A 16,002-nucleotide genomic window follows, 5' to 3' on the forward strand; every position below is an offset into this window, starting at 1 on the left:
GGATGTCAACGGAAAAAACCTTAGTATAGAGAGGCTTCGGAGGCTCTGTCGAAGGCAAATCAACTATTATATTCCATTTAGTGTATACGCTCAAAGATTTATTGACAAGGATCGACAGTATCCGCTAGGATTATAAAAAAAGAATAGTGAAAAGGGGAATTTTCAAAATGAAAAGAGGTTTATCGTTCGTCTTATCGATCATCATGTTGGCTATATTGCTGGCGGCTTGTGGAAATTCTGCTTCCAAAGACGAACAATCGGCCCAAGGTGGCGACAGTGAAAAATCACTGCGCATGGCGCTTGTACTTCCTGAAAAAATCGGGGTAAACCCGTTCTTCGTACAGATGGATGAAGGTTTCAAAAAAGCAGGCGAGGAATTCAAGGTAGATACCAAAACGATTGAATCGACTGACCCGGCAGCATTTGAGCAAAACCTGCGTGCTGCAGTTGCTGAGAACTATGATCTGATCATTACAGCGACATTCCAGGCAGAAGATGCACTGAAGAAAGTGGCTGCCGAAAATCCGGACAAGTCCTTTGCCGTTGTAGACACAACGGTGGATCTACCGAACGTACGTAGCGTTGGTTTCCATGAATATGAAGGAGCATACCTGCTTGGTGCAGCTGCCGGACTGTCTACGAAAACAGACAAAGTCGGTATGATTGCCGCGATGGACGTTCCATTGATCAAGAAATATACAGAAGGTTTCAAAGCTGGTCTGGAATCGGTTAACCCGAAAGCGGAATTCCTTGTGAACTACGTTGGTGGATTTAACGACCCGGCCAAAGCCAAAGAGCTTGCGTTGGTACAATTCGGCAAAGGTGCTGACTTCATTGCCGCAGCATCCGCTGTAGGGGATCTGGGCGTGTTCGAAGCCGCGAAAGAAAAAGGCTTCTATACTTCCGGTCAGGATACGGACCGTACCGTTGAAGATCCGGAACATATCGTATTATCTCAATTAAAGTCGACTGATACAGTTTCTTACCAGACGGTGAAAGACTTCGTTGAAGGAAACTTCAAGGCGGGCGCTGTGAACTATGGCTTGAAAGAAGATGGCGTAGGCCTGACTTACGTAACACGTGATAGCGAAACTCCATTGAATGCTTTTGTTGGACAAGAAGTTATCGACAAGGTTAAAGCAATCAAGGATGATATCGTATCCGGCAAAATCGTTGTGAAAGATCCATTGCAACAGTAGTATTGTTTGTTTCATAGGATTGAGTAATTGAGTTGATCAGCCGGCTGCCCGATCAGGCAGCCGGTTTTGCTGCTATTTAAGACCGAGAGGAGAGAACGCGAGATATGCTGTTGGAGATGGAGCAGATTACGAAGAAATACGGCGGCTTCACCGCTAACCGGGACATCCGTTTTAATTTGCGAGAAGGAGAGATTCATGCCCTCGTGGGTGAGAACGGCGCTGGTAAGACAACCCTGATGCGTATGTTGTATGGAATGGAGCAACCGACATCAGGCACAATCAAAGTTCGTGGACGCGAGGTCAGCTTCGCAACTCCGTCTCAGGCCATGGCAAGTGGTATCGGCATGGTGCATCAGCATTTCATGCTGTTTCCTTCCTTTACGGTTGCCGAGAACATCGTGATTGGCCGTGAACCGTCTGCGGCAGGGGTATTTGATCGCAAACAGGCGGCGGCCCAGGTGAATGAATTGGGCAGAACGTATGGCATGCCAGTTGATCCGTGGAAAAAAGTATTTGAATGCCCTCTGGGCATGCAGCAGCGTGTTGAAATTCTCAAGGTGCTGCATCAGGGCGCGGACATCATTATATTGGATGAACCATCAGCGGTACTGACACCGCTGGAAGTGAAAGAACTACTCGCGAATATGAAATCCCTTGCCAAGTTGGGCAAAACCTTTGTATTGATCACGCACAAGCTGCAGGAAGTTATGGATGTGGCAGACCGGATCACGGTTCTTCGTGATGGTCAGGTGACAGGTACATTGGAAGCAAAAGACACGAATGTAGAGGAACTGTCCCGCCTGATGGTAGGGCGTGAGCTGGTTCGCATGGACAAGCAGCCATCCGTTCCGGGAGAAGCTGTGCTTCAGGTGGAAGCGGTAAACTTGTCAGGGGCAGAGGACCGTTCTGCACTCAAGGATATCCATTTGCAAGTTCGGAAAGGCGAGGTCGTTGGAATTGCGGGTATTTCCGGCAACGGCCAGTCTGAACTGATCCAGATCATTGCGGGACTACGCAAGGCAGATAGCGGCCGCGTCCTACTGTCAGGGCAGGATACAACCAATTGGCCAGTGCGGCGCATTCGGGAGCATGGACTTGCCCATATCCCGGAAGACCGTTATATGTGGGGAGCGGCGAAGGATGCGAGCGTTCGTGAAAATGGACTGATGGGCCACCATCACCGGCTTCAATCACGCGGTATCATTAAAGCGAAGGCAGCACGGACCATGGTGGAGAACTGGATCAAGCAGTTCAGCATCAAAACCGGTTCTGCGGAAACGAAGGCGCAGTTCCTATCTGGCGGTAACTTGCAGAAGTTGATTGCTGCGCGTGAGTTTGCCCAGGATACGCCGTTTCTGATTGCGGCTGAACCTACGCGGGGTGTAGACATCGGAGCGATGGAGACCATCCACGCTGAATTGCTGCGCAAACGGAATGAGGGTGCGGGTATTCTGCTCGTTTCCTCCGAATTGTCCGAGATTTTGCAATTATCGGATCGGATCATTGTCATGTATGAAGGCGGAATTGCCGGGGAACTGAAGGCAGATGAAGCAACAGAAGAACAGATCAGCTTGTTGATGGCAGGAGGGAAAGAGCGGATATGAATCGGGTAAAAGAAACACTTCGCGGACTCATACAGCCGCTGCTTGCCGTATTCATCGGTTTACTGGCAGGTGCTGTAGCCATTCTGATCGTTGGCGGGTCCGTGGTGGATACGTATGCGGAGATGTGGAAAGGGGCCTTCGGCAACTTCTACTTCTTCACTAACACACTGGCACGTTCGACGCCCATTATTCTTGCGGGGCTGGGCGTAGCACTGGCGTTCCGCGCCGGATTTTTCAACATGGGTGCAGAAGGACAGATGGTTCTTGGCGGACTTAGTGCAGCGCTGACGGCGCTCTACCTGCCGGGTCCAGGCTGGTTTGTCTGTATTGCAGCCATTGTGGCGGGGATCATCGCCGGTGGGGTCTGGTCGCTGTTTGCAGGTTGGCTGGATGCCCGCTTTGGCATGAATCTGTTGATCACAACACTGCTGCTCAACTATATTGCGATTTATTTTGGAGGATACATGGTATCCTACCCGTTTAAAGACCGTACAGGATCAGCGGCAATGGCCCAGACGCCAATGATTGATCAGAGTGTCTGGCTGCCGAAGCTGTTCCAGGGTATGGGACTGCATGCTGGATTCATCATTGCTATTGTGGCGGCGATTCTCATCTACTGGTTCACACACAAGACAGTAACTGGTTATGAGATCCGCATGTTGGGTAGCAACCCTTCGTTTGCAACATATGGCGGCGTGCGCCGCATTCGCATGATGATGCTGTCCATGATCATCAGTGGTGGACTTGCAGGTCTTGCGGGTGCAGGGGAAGTGCTGGGTACACAGTATCGTTTCCTTGATGGATCGTTGTCATCTGCAAGTTATGCATGGAGCGGCATTATGGCGACATTGCTTGCCCGCTCGCATCCGCTAGGAACAGCTGTGGCGGCAATCCTGCTTGCAGCGTTGCAGACAGGTGCCATGGGGATGGAACGGAATACGGATGTGCCGCTGGAAGTCGGCAGTGTCATCCAAGCGGTATTGACGTTATTTGTATCGGCTCAGATCGGATATTCATTCCTGAAGCGGAGAAAGGAGAAAAAGTCCAATGCAACAACTGTTTGATGCAGCCATGTTTGGCTCTACTCTGCGGATTATGACGCCGATCCTGCTTGCAGCGCTCGGTGGGGCTTTATGCTCTCGTGTCGGTCTGTTCAACGTGGGTCTGGAAGGACTCGTACTGATCGGTGCTTTCTCCGCTATTGTCGGTAACTATCTGTTCGGCAATGTACTGTTGGCTGTAATATTTTCTATTGTGATCGTCATGTTGTTCTCTGCGCTATTTGCCTTTATCAGTATTAATCTGAAGGCCAACGCCATTGTGGTCGGGATCTCGCTTAACTTTCTGGCCACAGGACTGACGACTTTTGCGCTGCGGGCGATTTTTGATGTAAAAGGTGCTTACTATGACAAGGATATGGTGGGACTCCCCAAATGGGACATTCCTCTTATTAAGGACATTCCGTGGGTAGGCGATGTTATCTCAGGGCATAGCCCGCTCGTATATCTCGGGATTATTATCGTGATTGCCTTGCAGTTTTATCTGTTCAAAAGTGTCTCCGGTTTCCGTCTTCGTTCCGTGGGTGAGAATCCGGTAGCGGCACAAAGTATCGGCATCAAGGTGCGCGGCATTCAATATGGTGCAGTTCTGATGTGCGGCGTATTGTGCGCCTTGGCGGGTGCACAGTTATCGCTCGGTCAGGTTACGATGTTTACCGAGGGTATGACCGCAGGTCGCGGCTTCATCGCATTGGTAGCGACCATGCTGGGTCAAGCGAATCCGCTCGGCGTTATGGGGTCCAGTGTGCTGTTCGGGTTCATGGAAGCTCTTAGTATCCGACTGCAGGGCTTTGCGCTGCCAACTCACTTTACCATGATGCTGCCGTATATTGTGACACTGGTGGCGATGTTCTTCTTCAAGGACCGTACTTATGCACAAGATGCACTGAAAGCGGGCGGAAGCTCGCGTTAAATCCTGAATGTTATGCTTGAAGCATATAAAGAAGGAGGAATCACGCTTGCATAATAAGGCTGAACGTCTGAAAAAAACGAAAAGCCCGGCACCCAAAGCGGGTGCTGAGCACGGAGACCGACTGCCACCGGGGCAGGTACTGACCGAGAAATTCCCGATTCTACATGAAGGTGAAGTGCCGGAATACGACCTTTCCACCTGGGATTTGAAGGTATTCGGTGAAGTTGAAGAGGAGAAGGTGTTCTCCTTCGCCGAGCTTCAGGGGATGCCTCAAGTGAACACGGTGAGCGATATTCATTGTGTTACCCGCTGGTCGAAGTTTGATACACCATGGGAAGGCATACGGTTCTCGGATTTCATCAAGCTACTTGGCGTCAAACCGGAAGCAAAATATGTTATGATCCACGCGGATCATGATTATGAAACGAATGTTCCGCTCGAAGAACTGATGCATGATGATGTATTGCTTGCTTTTAAATTTAACGGTGAGCCGCTCACACCAAAGCACGGTTATCCGCTGCGCTTGGTTGTTCCACAACTCTACTTCTGGAAGAGTGCGAAGTGGATACGGGGTCTGGAATTCATGAAAGAAGATCGCAATGGCTTCTGGGAAGTCAATGGTTTCCATCATTTTGCCGATCCGTTCAAGGAGCAGCGCTTCTCTGGTGAAGATATTCCGATTCCGGAAGACGAATGGACGAAGAAGGAGTTTGATTAAGATGTTGATGCCTATTTTGCAAATTCATTCCGAAGATATGCCTGCATATGCCATTGTCTGTGGTGATCCGGCACGTGCGGAGAAAATTTCCCGCAAGCTGGAGCAGGCGAGAGAACTGGCGTTCAGCCGGGAGTATCGCACGTTTGTAGGATTGTATGAAGGTGTACAAATGGCCGTGGTCAGCCATGGCGTAGGTTCACCAGGAGCAGCTGTCTGCTTCGAAGAACTGATCCGGGCAGGGGTAACGACCCTGATTCGTGTAGGTACAGCGGGCTCGTACACAACGGATTATCCAGCGGGCAGCGTAATCGTCAGCACGGCCGCTGTGCGTACGGACGGGCTGACACGTCAGCTGGTACCAGATGGTTTCCCTGCGGTAGCGGACCTTGGTGTTACACAAGCGTTAATCGAGGCAACTCGTGAGCATGCAAGTGCAGCGAAAGCTTCAAGTGCGGGTAAAGTTGGCGTGGGCATTACCGTTACGCTGGATGCATTCTTCACAGGAGTTGAAGAGATTCCTCATCGCAAGTACAAGCAGGCGGGTGCTCTTGCCGCTGAGATGGAAATTGCCGCGCTCTACATCGTCAGCACACTGCGCGGCGCTCGTGCCGGGGCTATTGTCGCTATCGATGGATTCGCAGACAGCGACCTGGCCGCCGAGTATGATCCGCATACAAATGCGGTAGCTGATGCTGTTGAGCGTGAGATCGAAGCGGCACTGCGTGCATTGGCTGTACTGGCTCGTCAGGATCAGTCGTAAAGCTGAGATCATCAGGGTATTTTGTATTACTACTGCTGGTAAAATTGCAAAATAAGCAAATGATGTCCATCTGAGATGGACAATATAAAAGGGCGTCCCATAAGGTCATGTTCATGACTTTGGGATGCCCTTTTGAGTTTGAGATAGAAGCGACTGTTGCTATATTGGAAGGTGCAATCGATTCGTTAGCTTTGTCCGAACAATTGCTGTGCCGTCTCAATAAATAACCGGGATGCGGGAGAAGCATCGACAAGTGAAGGAACGGCAATCTCGATATTGCGGTAGGCTTTCGGCTCTGTGGGGAGTGCTTTGACACCCGGAGGCAGCCAGGATAGTGAAATAGCAGGCAGCATAGCGGTCCCGAGTCCCTGCTCAATCATGCTAAGGCAAGTGTTTACGTTATACACGACAAATCCGAAATGTAATTCTGCATCTGCTCGATTGAACAGATCAACAATCGGTACCTCATAGCCGCCTTTGCAAATAATCATGGGGTGTTTGTCCAGCATTTTTACCGGCAGAATTTCCTGATTCGCAAAAGGTTCATCGTCCCGAAACACCGCGAGCATCTCCTCGCTATAGAGTGGAAGCGTCTCATAAGACACATCTACTGGTTCTTTATCTGTGGCAATAATGAGAGCTACATCAATGGCGCGTGAGCTTAGCCACTCCTGAATTTCAAGGATGTTCCCCTCGTGTAACTCAAACTGAATCTGAGGATAGCGGTCCCGAATCGAGCGGATGATTTTTGGCAGCAGATGGGCGGATGACATAGGGAAAGAGCCAATACGAATCGTACCAATCTCCAACCCTTTTTCGGCGGCAACGACCTGCTGTACCTTATCAAATTGCTGTAAAATGCGGCGGAAAATAACCAGAATTCGCTGTCCCACATCCGTAAGCACGATGCCGTTCCTACGATCCCGTATGATTAGAGTGACATCCAGTTCATTCTCTAGCGAAGAGATGGCCCGACTGACTGCGGGCTGTGTCATATTCAGTTCCTGGCCTGCACGGGTGAAGCTTCCCGTCTCTGCAATTTTCACAAATAACTGCAACTGTGAGTTGTTCATAACAAATATGGTATGCTCCTTATGATTAACATGCATTTCAATTATTTCGATCATTATTGTATCATGAAGACACGGAACGATCAAAGAACGAATGTAAAACGGATCTGGATCGGATTCCAAATGGTTTGCAGGCACAGAAAGAGCGCAGGATAATGTGTACGATTGATTAAACTGCGCCTGTAGATGTGTGCCGGATAGGAGAATAAACATATGGCTTTATCACGTGCAAAAGCAGGCTGGGTCCTGGCTTTTCTGGTACTCATGTGGGGAGTAAACTGGCCCCTGACCAAATACGCATTAAATTTCACACCGCCGCTCATATTCGCAGGCATGCGCCTGTTAATTGGGGGTCTGGTGCTGGGGCTGTATGCTTTTCCCCGCTACAAAACGCTGCGGTTGAAGCAAACCTGGCATATTTATGCCATATCTGCGGTGCTTAACATCATCTTCTTCTACGGTTTTCAGACCGTGGGGCTGACGGAAGTGCCAGCAGGATTATTTTCATCCATAGTGTTCCTACAGCCTGTGCTGCTCGGAATCGGGGCATGGTTGTGGCTGGGTGAGTCCATGTATGGACTGAAGATTGCCGGATTGGTGATCGGTTTTGCAGGGGTGGCTACGATCAGTATTGGCGGCATGACAGGCAAAGTATCCCCTGAAGGGGTTATGCTTGGGCTGTTCAGTGCAATTAGCTGGGCGATCGGGACCGTATATATGAAGCGAAATTCAATGAAGGTCGATGGAATCTGGATGACAGCCATTCCGATTCTGATCGGCGGAGTTGTTCTGACGTTGACGGGTACGGTCACAGAGAGCTGGGCTGATGTGCAGTGGGTGCTTCCTTTTATACTGGATACGCTGTTTATTTCGGTGTTTGTCATTGCAATGGGCTGGCTCGCGTTCTTCAAACTGGTTAGCTCCGGCGAAGCCAGCAAAGTAGGATCGTTTACGTTCCTGATTCCGCTGATCGCCCTGTTATGCAGTGTGCTGTTCCTCGGAGAGTCGGTTACGGTCAACCTGATCGCAGGTCTGGTTATGATTATTGCCAGCATCCTGCTTGTGAATGTTAAAGTGAAAGGCAGTAAAGTCGCGAAAATATAAAGTTATACGGAGAACTTTCTTCAAGTGGTTGTTGAACCTTGTATACATTCCGAATGACAATGCAAAAAATGGGTAAGTTATATATAGGAACATCACCATGATTACGAAGAGGAGGACTCCAGCATGACACAGAACAATCAACCTCAGGATGAGGCGGCAATTCGCAACAAACTGGATGAAGACGGGGATTCCTTGATGGAGAAAAAGAAAATTTTGAGCGGTGTGGATATTGAGCCGCAAGCGGACGAATGGTCTGCCAAACCGTCACCTGTAGCATTTGATGAAGGTAAATCATCCAAAGAATAAGAGGAACCAGATATAGCTTTAAAAGAAGCGGGTACCGTTAAGGTATCTGCTTTTTTATATCAGAATGGTTAAGCATGTTTCGGAGCATCATCTTCCTGATGTCTTATTGTATAATCATGGGAACGTTTGTGAGAGGAGAATGTGAAGATGAGTGAGATTAACATTAGAAGGGCTGTCATCGGAGATTACACGGGAGTATCTGCCTTAATGGATGAACTTCATCACTTGCATGTGGAGGCCAGGCCAGACGTATACAGAGAGTTGCAGACGAGAATGAGTCATAAGGAATATGAAGAACTACTGGAAACGGATCATCGCTATCTCTATGTTGCGGAATTGCTGGAACAGGGTGAGATTGTTGGATTTGCGAGCGCACAGTTGAATGTTATTCAGAATGTGGATTTGTTAAAGGATCGAAAGATGTTATATATCCATGAGATCATCGTTGGTAGCAAACATCGTGGACATGGGACAGGCAAACTGTTGATGCAGGAGTTAATCGAACTTGGCAAAAAAATGCAGGTCGACAGTGTTGAACTGACCGTGTCTACATTTAATACTGGTGCTCAAGCTTTCTATGAGCAGATGGGTCTGGCTGTACGCAGCAGCAGAATGGAATACATACTATAACTATAATGTGCTGTACGAAGAATAATGAGATGTCTGGCGCGTTAGTGCAGTCGTAGGAAGCATGGAATACATCCATTTGGAGTAAAATAAAAGAAATAGTCTTGCATACCCCCATGGGGTATGTTACTCTTATTACAGAACGAAAGAAAAGGGGTGTTCGCGATGGAACATCAGAGCCATCCCAAGGAACCTTTGGAGTCATCCGTAACAGAGGTGAACGAAGTCTCACAGACCGATGATCAGCAAGCCAATTCATGTCATACGTCAGGCAGTGATGGAAAGCATGTGCGCAAGAGCCATCACTCCCAAGAGATGAAGGGCAACCTGATTTCCCGCTTGAACCGTGTTGAAGGACAGATTCGCGGGATCAAGGGATTGATCGAGAAGGATACCTATTGTGATGATGTGCTGACACAGATCGCGGCTGCTCAGTCCGCTCTTAATTCAGTAGGCAAGCTATTGCTGGAAGGCCACATGAAGAGCTGCATCGTTGAGCGCATTCAGGCCGGAGAGCATGAGGTTGTGGATGAATTGTTGGTAACGGTAAGAAAGTTAATGAAGTAATTATTTTTGAATGAACTCATCATTTATATATCTAAGGAGGAACTACCCATGTCTAATATTACGTTGAACGTTACAGGAATGTCTTGCAATCACTGTGTGAAATCGGTTGAAGAAGCTGTGAAGAATGCGGGAGCGAATGGTCAGGTTAATCTGGCAGCAGGAACTGTCGCAGTTGAATATGACGAGCAAAAAGTCAATGTGGATCAGATCAAGGCAGCCATCGAAGATCAAGGATATGACGTAGTCTAATCATCGCAGGCTTAAACTGAACTTCCCTTTGCATGGAAAGGAATTCAACAGGTCTTTTCCATTAAATGGGTTCATTGTTTAAGCCTGATTTTCTGTCTTTTATATACCCCTTGGGGGTATTGGGTGTGTAGGAATATTTCATAGAGAAAGGAGCTAACAACATGGATAAGTCATCAACAACGGAGAACGCAACAGTATCAGAACCCGTACCTTCACAGGAAGCGGCGGGATTGCAGACAACACTGCAAATTACAGGCATGACCTGTGCTGCCTGCTCTACCCGGATTGAGAAGGGTTTGTCCCGAATGGAAGGGGTCAATCAGGCGAATGTTAACCTCGCTATAGAACAAGCAACGGTATCCTATGATCCGAAGACAACGAACATCAATGCTTTGCGGGATAAGGTGGAGGCCCTTGGCTATGGTACAGTAACGGAATCCGTGGATCTGGACATTACAGGCATGACCTGTGCTGCTTGTTCTACTCGAATCGAAAAAGGTCTTTCTCGGTTGCCGGGTGTATCCCGTGCAAACGTGAACCTGGCTCTGGAAACGGGACATGTGGAATTTGCAGCAGGAGTACTGAAGGCAACCGATATTACGGCGAAGATCAAACAGCTCGGTTATGGAGCAGAGTTGCAGAAGACACAGGAAGATACCCAATCAGTGCGTGAGCGTGAATTACAGCGTAAAAAGTGGAAATGGATGATCTCCGCCTTGTTATCTTTGCCACTGCTTTGGGCCATGGTGGGTCACTTTTCATTTACCTCGTGGATCTGGGTACCGGATCTGTTCATGAACCCATGGTTCCAACTGGTGTTGGCAACGCCAGTACAGTTTGTGATTGGATGGCAATTCTATGTGGGAGCCTATAAAGCGCTCCGTAATGGCAGTGCCAATATGGATGTACTGGTTGCTTTGGGTACAAGTGCGGCTTTCTTCTACAGTCTGTATCTGACCCTGACCAGTGGCAATGCAGCTTCGACCATGATGGATCATGGTGGGACGGGAATGGCTACAGCAGCCATGCCAACCGTGGAGCTTTATTATGAGACGAGTGCAATTCTGATTACGTTGATCCTATTGGGAAAATGGTTTGAGGCGGTAGCCAAGGGGCGTTCCTCTCAGGCAATCAAGAGCCTCATCGAACTGGCTCCGCGTGAAGCCAGAGTGATTCGTGATGGACAGGAGGTTATTGTACCGTCTGCGTATGTCGCGGTAGGTGATCTCGTTCTGGTAAAACCCGGAGATAGCATTCCTGTCGATGGCGTCGTGGAGGAGGGGCAGTCTTCTGTCGACGAATCCATGTTAAGCGGAGAGAGCCTGCCCGTGGATAAAAAACCAGGGGACGCCGTTACAGGTGCTACGTTGAATAAAAATGGAGTATTAAGACTGCGTGCGACCCGCGTGGGCTCGGACACGGCGTTATCCCAAATTATTAAAGTGGTTGAACAAGCGCAGGGTTCCAAGGCCCCTATTCAGCGGATTGCCGATGTGATCTCAGGTATCTTTGTTCCGATTGTTGTAGGCATCGCAGCAGTCACGTTCCTGATCTGGTATTTTTTCGCCAGTCCCGGTGACTTTGCCGGTTCGCTGGAGAAGGCGATTGCTGTACTTGTCATAGCCTGTCCTTGTGCGCTTGGACTCGCAACTCCAACGTCCATTATGGCTGGATCAGGGCGTGCGGCGGAATATGGTGTGTTGTTCAAAGGCGGCGAACATCTGGAATCGGCACAGCAGATCCAAACCGTTGTACTGGACAAAACAGGTACAGTTACCCAAGGCAAGCCCGTGCTTACGGATGTGGTGACGGCTCCAGAATGGACGGAAACGGACCTGCTGCAACGGGTGGGAGCAGCAGAGCAGAGTTCGGAGCATCCATTGGCTGAGGCGATTGTAGAAGGAATCCGAGGTAAAGGTCTGGAACTGGTCCAGTCAGAGCAATTCGAGAACATACCGGGATATGGTGTGCGAGCTCGGGTTCAGGGACAAGAGATCCTGGTCGGGACACGTAGGCTGCTTACGGATGCGAAGGTGAATGTCTCCGAGGAAACGATGCAACAGATGAATAACCTTGAGGAACAAGGACGCACAGCGATGCTGGTCGCCGTGGACGGTCAATGGGCTGGGGTTGTTGCGGTGGCGGATACCATCAAGGAAACTTCACGGGAAGCCATTCAGCGGCTTCATGCTATGGGAATTGATGTCATCATGATTACGGGAGACAATGAGCGGACAGCACGCGCTGTAGCGGAGCAAGCCGGAATTAATAAAGTTCTGGCTGAGGTACTGCCAGAGGGTAAAGCGGCAGAAGTGAAAAAACTTCAGGAGAGTGGCCTCAAGGTAGCGATGGTTGGAGATGGTATCAACGATGCTCCGGCCCTTGCTACAGCCGATATTGGTATGGCCATCGGAACCGGAACCGATGTAGCGATGGAAGCAGCGGATATTACGCTAATGCGCGGCGATCTGAACAGTATTGCAGATGCAATCGAGATGAGCCGGCGCACGATGGGCAATATCAAGCAGAACCTGTTCTGGGCACTTGGCTATAACGTGATTGGGATTCCAATTGCAGCAGTGGGCTTCCTAGCTCCTTGGTTGGCAGGTGCGGCCATGGCGTTCAGCTCTGTGTCGGTTGTATTGAATTCGCTGCGTCTGCAACGGATGAAACTGAAAAGCAATGACTGATGTCCATTGAGGGACGTGATTCAACTTTCTATTATGCTCAAAAGTAAGCATAGGGTGCGGTCCGCTGCGGCGGAGCGTGCTTTTTTTTGTTATGGAAAGATGTCTGAGATATGTTAAGGGAATGGTCCTTTCCTTGTTATTAGAAGGTGAGCGTGTGAAGTGATGTCCTCTTATGAAATGGAATTCATTGTTTGTGAAACACATCTTAATCTTTCTGAACCTTTCAGAAATAGATTGACAATATAGACATATAGACTTAAAATTTAAAACGATTGTTTGATTCAAACAATCGTTTACATCAAATTCGAACTAATGAGTAATGGAGGACATCATTTATGTTGCAGGCTTTACGTATATTGTTGAAAAAACCGCCAGTAATTGTGGGGATCGTGACGGCACTTATGTTCCAAGTGATCTTCAGCGTGATCTGGATGACAGCATATTCCGGAGTGAATGACCGGATGAATGAATTGACGGTTGCCGTTGTCAATGAGGATGGAGAGCAGTCCAAGGGGATCGCAGATCGTATGGCTGAGACGCTTCCTTTTCATACCGTAACTAATCTGAGTGCTGCCGAAGCACTTGACCAGTTAAATCATCGCAAGATTCATATGGTGCTGAATATTCCTGCAGGGTTTAACGAGCTGATTCAGACAGCCGGTTCCACTGCCGAAATCAAGTACACCATTAACGAGGCGAACCCGGTTACGATAAAAAGCATGATGCAAGGTGTATCGCAAAGCGTGACGAACACGATTAACAAGCAAGCAACCGCTCAAGGTGTGCAAGCTGTGTTGACGGCTTCCGGAGCGCCTGCAGATCAGGCAGCTGAAGCTGCTGCCAACCTGACTACCCGCGTGGAAGGTACAACGACTTCTATTAATCCGGTTAACGGCATGAACAACCAGATGGTGCCGATGATGATGGTACTCGCTTCTTATGTGGGAGCCATGATTATGGGTATGAACCTGCAGACAGCGATGGGTATGCTGTCGGCTACTCACTCCCGCTGGACTTTGTTTGGCGCCAGAGTAGTCATTAATCTGGGGTCTGCTCTTGTGGTTTCCCTGCTGGGATCATCACTGATCGTGTCGCTGGGCGGACAGATCGAGCAAGGATTTATCGCATTCTGGTTGTTCCAGGCGTTGTTCCTCTGCACGTTCATGTTCTTCTCCCAGTTCTTCCTGATCTGCTTTGGACCAGCGGGAAGTTTGTTCAACATCATTTCACTGTCGCTGCAACTGGTATCTTCCGGTGCAATGGTGCCACGTGAATTGCTGAACAGCTTCTACAGTGGTATTGGTCAGTATCTGCCTGCCACATATGCCGTTCAAGGTGTTCTGAGCGCTCAACTGGGTGGACCTGGAGTTCAATCCGCTGCTGGTTCAATTACCATTGTATTGCTGGTTGCTGTAGCCCTTTCCCTGGTGGTGACGTTGTTGAAAAAACAACGCATGCCAGCTGGGGCACCAAGCCCGGCTCAAATGAACAGCTAATATTCCAGTCATCATGGTTGTTCTTCATAGGATATGATCAAGCACCCCGGTGATTTTCACCGGGGTGCTTGGTTTAATAGTAGGTTGAGGTGGCTAGCTTTGCAGAACCACAGGCGGCACACCTTGCGCTTTGATGCACAAACTTTCATAATGAAACGATAGAGTAGTCTCGCTGCAGCCCGGTGAGCTGGAGCAAATGAATAGAACGGACAAGAGGAGCGGACGGAATGACGGAACCGGAATTGGATATAAAAACGAGGATTTTGCTTGCAGCCAAGAAGCTTTTTGCACAGCAGGGGTATGACGGGACAAGTGTTCGTCAAATCTGTGATGAGGCGGGTGCGAATGTATCGCTGGTCTCGTATCATTTTGGTGGAAAAGAAAAGGTGTTCGAAGCATTATTTGAGCACTTTTTTCCTGATCATATGATGAACGAGTTGGCTGAAGAGTCCATGTCCTCCCCCGTGGAGGGTATCCGACGAATCATAGGTGAAGTTGTAAAGTTCACAATGACCGACCGAGAAATGAGCGATATTGTGCAGCTTGAAATTACGCTGCGTACCCATCGCACAGCTACCGTGTTTCGTTTTTTGGACCCCGTCTGGACCAGAGTGAGAGAACTGCTGCAAGAAGGCAAGGAGCAGGGCGTGTTTCAGATCGAGTCCGTATCTTATGCGATGCTTCAGGTCATGGGTGTGGCTTTGGCGCACAAACGGGCCAAGAATTCGCGGTTTAGCTTTGACTATCAGGATATGAACACAGATGAGCTGGCTGAGCAAACCATTGAATTCGTACTACGAGGATTGGGAGTGAATAGCAATGAACGAAACCATTGAATTGATGATGAAGCACCGCTCTGTGCGGAAATTCAAGCCAGACCCTGTAAGAGAGGAGCAGCTGGCAGCAATCGTGGCGGCCGGGCAGATGGCTTCCTCTTCAAGTAGTGTGCAGGCCTATACTATAATTGCTGTTACCGAACAGGAGCAGAAGGCCAAATTGGCTGAATTGGCAGGCAATCAGTCTTACGTCAATGAATGCCCTGTGTTTCTTGTATGGTGTGCTGACCTTTATCGCCTGAGTGATGCTGCCAAGCGTCATTTGCCTGAAAAGGAATCCTATGAGGACTCCACTGAAAACTTTATGGTGGCCACCATTGATGTTGCACTCGCATCGCAAAATGCTGCGCTTGCAGCAGAGTCACTAGGTTTCGGAATTGTATATATTGGCGGGCTGCGCAACCGTATTGAGGAAGTGAGCGAAGTATTGGGCTTGCCCGACGGCGTCTATCCAGTATATGGAATGTGCATTGGTGTTGCTGATCAGGATACGGGTATTCGTCCGCGTCTACCACTAGATGCTGTCCTGCACCATGGCCGCTATAACGCCGAGCAGACCCTCAAAGGCGTCGAGAGCTATGACGAAACGACTGCTGCATACATGAAGGAGCGCACTCAAGGGGAACGTTCTACACCGTGGTCCGAAATGATGGCGAAACGTCTTACAGAGCCGGTACGTCTACAGATGAAGCCATTCCTCGAAGGCAAAGGATTCTTGAAACGTTAAGTGTAAATACAAAAGAAGTCAGTCCGGCAGATGTCGACTGACTTCTTTTTTTGCATACTATATCTTTTTAATTGAGGA

At 49.0% G+C, this 16,002-nt stretch carries 16 protein-coding genes; 15 read left to right on the plus strand and 1 reads right to left on the minus strand.

The window, feature by feature from the left end; genetic code table 11:
* Positions 1–167 precede the first annotated feature (167 nt).
* The 6 genes from PTQ21_RS07370 (at position 168) to PTQ21_RS07395 (ending at position 6,252) form a co-directional block, all read left to right on the plus strand.
* Positions 168–1,199: a BMP family lipoprotein gene (locus tag PTQ21_RS07370; RefSeq protein WP_064642704.1), complete on the plus strand. Its 1,032-nt coding sequence runs from the start codon at positions 168–170 to the stop codon at positions 1,197–1,199.
* 104 nt (positions 1,200–1,303) lie between these two features.
* Positions 1,304–2,803: an ABC transporter ATP-binding protein gene (locus PTQ21_RS07375; protein ID WP_063566255.1), complete on the plus strand. Its 1,500-nt coding sequence runs from the start codon at positions 1,304–1,306 to the stop codon at positions 2,801–2,803.
* The gene (locus PTQ21_RS07380; RefSeq protein WP_063566254.1) at positions 2,800–3,867 is read left to right on the plus strand and encodes an ABC transporter permease; all 1,068 of its coding nucleotides are present in this window, start codon (positions 2,800–2,802) and stop codon (positions 3,865–3,867) included. Before PTQ21_RS07375 ends, PTQ21_RS07380 begins: the two co-directional genes overlap by 4 nt.
* The gene (locus tag PTQ21_RS07385; protein ID WP_024632282.1) at positions 3,851–4,774 is read left to right on the plus strand and encodes an ABC transporter permease; all 924 of its coding nucleotides are present in this window, start codon (positions 3,851–3,853) and stop codon (positions 4,772–4,774) included. Before PTQ21_RS07380 ends, PTQ21_RS07385 begins: the two co-directional genes overlap by 17 nt.
* A gap of 46 nt (positions 4,775–4,820) precedes the next feature.
* Positions 4,821–5,492 carry a sulfite oxidase-like oxidoreductase gene (locus PTQ21_RS07390; protein WP_090954102.1) on the plus strand — a complete coding sequence of 224 codons (672 nt, stop codon included), beginning with the start codon at positions 4,821–4,823 and terminating at the stop codon, positions 5,490–5,492.
* A 1-nt stretch (position 5,493) separates the two neighbouring features.
* Positions 5,494–6,252 (plus strand): nucleoside phosphorylase, encoded by a 759-nt coding sequence (locus PTQ21_RS07395; protein ID WP_090954100.1) that lies wholly within the window; start codon positions 5,494–5,496, stop codon positions 6,250–6,252.
* A gap of 185 nt (positions 6,253–6,437) precedes the next feature.
* Here PTQ21_RS07395 and PTQ21_RS07400 read toward each other — a convergent pair whose 3' ends face one another.
* Positions 6,438–7,325: a LysR family transcriptional regulator gene (locus PTQ21_RS07400; RefSeq protein WP_274569315.1), complete on the minus strand. Its 888-nt coding sequence runs from the start codon at positions 7,323–7,325 to the stop codon at positions 6,438–6,440.
* Positions 7,326–7,535: 210 nt separating this feature from the next.
* On the opposite strand from PTQ21_RS07400, the gene PTQ21_RS07405 reads away from it, so the two are divergent.
* The 9 genes from PTQ21_RS07405 to nfsA all read left to right on the plus strand — a co-directional run bounded on the left by PTQ21_RS07405 (position 7,536) and on the right by nfsA (position 15,924).
* Positions 7,536–8,426: a DMT family transporter gene (locus PTQ21_RS07405; protein ID WP_063566251.1), complete on the plus strand. Its 891-nt coding sequence runs from the start codon at positions 7,536–7,538 to the stop codon at positions 8,424–8,426.
* Between the two features lie 123 nt (positions 8,427–8,549).
* A complete protein-coding gene (locus PTQ21_RS07410; protein ID WP_063566250.1) occupies positions 8,550–8,732 on the plus strand; it encodes a hypothetical protein in 183 nt (60 codons plus the stop codon).
* 147 nt (positions 8,733–8,879) lie between these two features.
* Positions 8,880–9,362, plus strand: coding sequence for a GNAT family N-acetyltransferase (locus PTQ21_RS07415; protein WP_079695857.1), 483 nt, complete (start codon positions 8,880–8,882; stop codon positions 9,360–9,362).
* A 162-nt stretch (positions 9,363–9,524) separates the two neighbouring features.
* Entirely contained in the window at positions 9,525–9,926 is a 402-nt protein-coding gene (locus PTQ21_RS07420) for a metal-sensitive transcriptional regulator (RefSeq protein WP_082935409.1), read from the plus strand.
* A gap of 48 nt (positions 9,927–9,974) precedes the next feature.
* Positions 9,975–10,175 carry a copper ion binding protein gene (locus tag PTQ21_RS07425; protein WP_274569319.1) on the plus strand — a complete coding sequence of 67 codons (201 nt, stop codon included), beginning with the start codon at positions 9,975–9,977 and terminating at the stop codon, positions 10,173–10,175.
* A gap of 257 nt (positions 10,176–10,432) precedes the next feature.
* Positions 10,433–12,865, plus strand: a complete 2,433-nt coding sequence (locus PTQ21_RS07430; RefSeq protein WP_274570462.1) for a heavy metal translocating P-type ATPase — start codon at positions 10,433–10,435, stop codon at positions 12,863–12,865.
* A 335-nt stretch (positions 12,866–13,200) separates the two neighbouring features.
* Positions 13,201–14,361, plus strand: coding sequence for a YhgE/Pip domain-containing protein (locus PTQ21_RS07435; RefSeq protein ID WP_269053781.1), 1,161 nt, complete (start codon positions 13,201–13,203; stop codon positions 14,359–14,361).
* A gap of 227 nt (positions 14,362–14,588) precedes the next feature.
* Positions 14,589–15,197, plus strand: a complete 609-nt coding sequence (locus PTQ21_RS07440; RefSeq protein WP_063566247.1) for a TetR family transcriptional regulator — start codon at positions 14,589–14,591, stop codon at positions 15,195–15,197.
* A complete protein-coding gene (nfsA, locus tag PTQ21_RS07445) occupies positions 15,181–15,924 on the plus strand; it encodes an oxygen-insensitive NADPH nitroreductase (protein WP_274569321.1) in 744 nt (247 codons plus the stop codon). The genes PTQ21_RS07440 and nfsA overlap by 17 nt, the downstream gene beginning before the upstream one ends.
* The last annotated feature ends 78 nt before the right edge of the window (positions 15,925–16,002 follow it).

Source organism: Paenibacillus marchantiae, assembly GCF_028771845.1.
Taxonomy (GTDB): domain Bacteria; phylum Bacillota; class Bacilli; order Paenibacillales; family Paenibacillaceae; genus Paenibacillus; species Paenibacillus marchantiae.

Excerpts from the sequence above, each read along its gene's own strand:
- PTQ21_RS07370 (WP_064642704.1), top strand. The coding sequence starts at position 168 with ATGAAAAGAGGTTTATCGTTCGTCTTATCGATCATCATGTTGGCTATA.
- PTQ21_RS07375 (WP_063566255.1), top strand. The coding sequence starts at position 1,304 with ATGCTGTTGGAGATGGAGCAGATTACGAAGAAATACGGCGGCTTCACC.
- PTQ21_RS07380 (WP_063566254.1), top strand. The coding sequence starts at position 2,800 with ATGAATCGGGTAAAAGAAACACTTCGCGGACTCATACAGCCGCTGCTT.
- PTQ21_RS07385 (WP_024632282.1), top strand. The coding sequence starts at position 3,851 with ATGCAACAACTGTTTGATGCAGCCATGTTTGGCTCTACTCTGCGGATT.
- PTQ21_RS07395 (WP_090954100.1), top strand. The coding sequence starts at position 5,494 with ATGTTGATGCCTATTTTGCAAATTCATTCCGAAGATATGCCTGCATAT.
- PTQ21_RS07400 (WP_274569315.1), bottom strand. The coding sequence starts at position 7,325 with ATGAACAACTCACAGTTGCAGTTATTTGTGAAAATTGCAGAGACGGGA.
- PTQ21_RS07405 (WP_063566251.1), top strand. The coding sequence starts at position 7,536 with ATGGCTTTATCACGTGCAAAAGCAGGCTGGGTCCTGGCTTTTCTGGTA.
- PTQ21_RS07410 (WP_063566250.1), top strand. The coding sequence starts at position 8,550 with ATGACACAGAACAATCAACCTCAGGATGAGGCGGCAATTCGCAACAAA.
- PTQ21_RS07415 (WP_079695857.1), top strand. The coding sequence starts at position 8,880 with ATGAGTGAGATTAACATTAGAAGGGCTGTCATCGGAGATTACACGGGA.
- PTQ21_RS07420 (WP_082935409.1), top strand. The coding sequence starts at position 9,525 with ATGGAACATCAGAGCCATCCCAAGGAACCTTTGGAGTCATCCGTAACA.
- PTQ21_RS07425 (WP_274569319.1), top strand. The coding sequence starts at position 9,975 with ATGTCTAATATTACGTTGAACGTTACAGGAATGTCTTGCAATCACTGT.
- PTQ21_RS07430 (WP_274570462.1), top strand. The coding sequence starts at position 10,433 with ATGACCTGTGCTGCCTGCTCTACCCGGATTGAGAAGGGTTTGTCCCGA.
- PTQ21_RS07435 (WP_269053781.1), top strand. The coding sequence starts at position 13,201 with ATGTTGCAGGCTTTACGTATATTGTTGAAAAAACCGCCAGTAATTGTG.
- PTQ21_RS07440 (WP_063566247.1), top strand. The coding sequence starts at position 14,589 with ATGACGGAACCGGAATTGGATATAAAAACGAGGATTTTGCTTGCAGCC.
- nfsA (WP_274569321.1), top strand. The coding sequence starts at position 15,181 with ATGAACGAAACCATTGAATTGATGATGAAGCACCGCTCTGTGCGGAAA.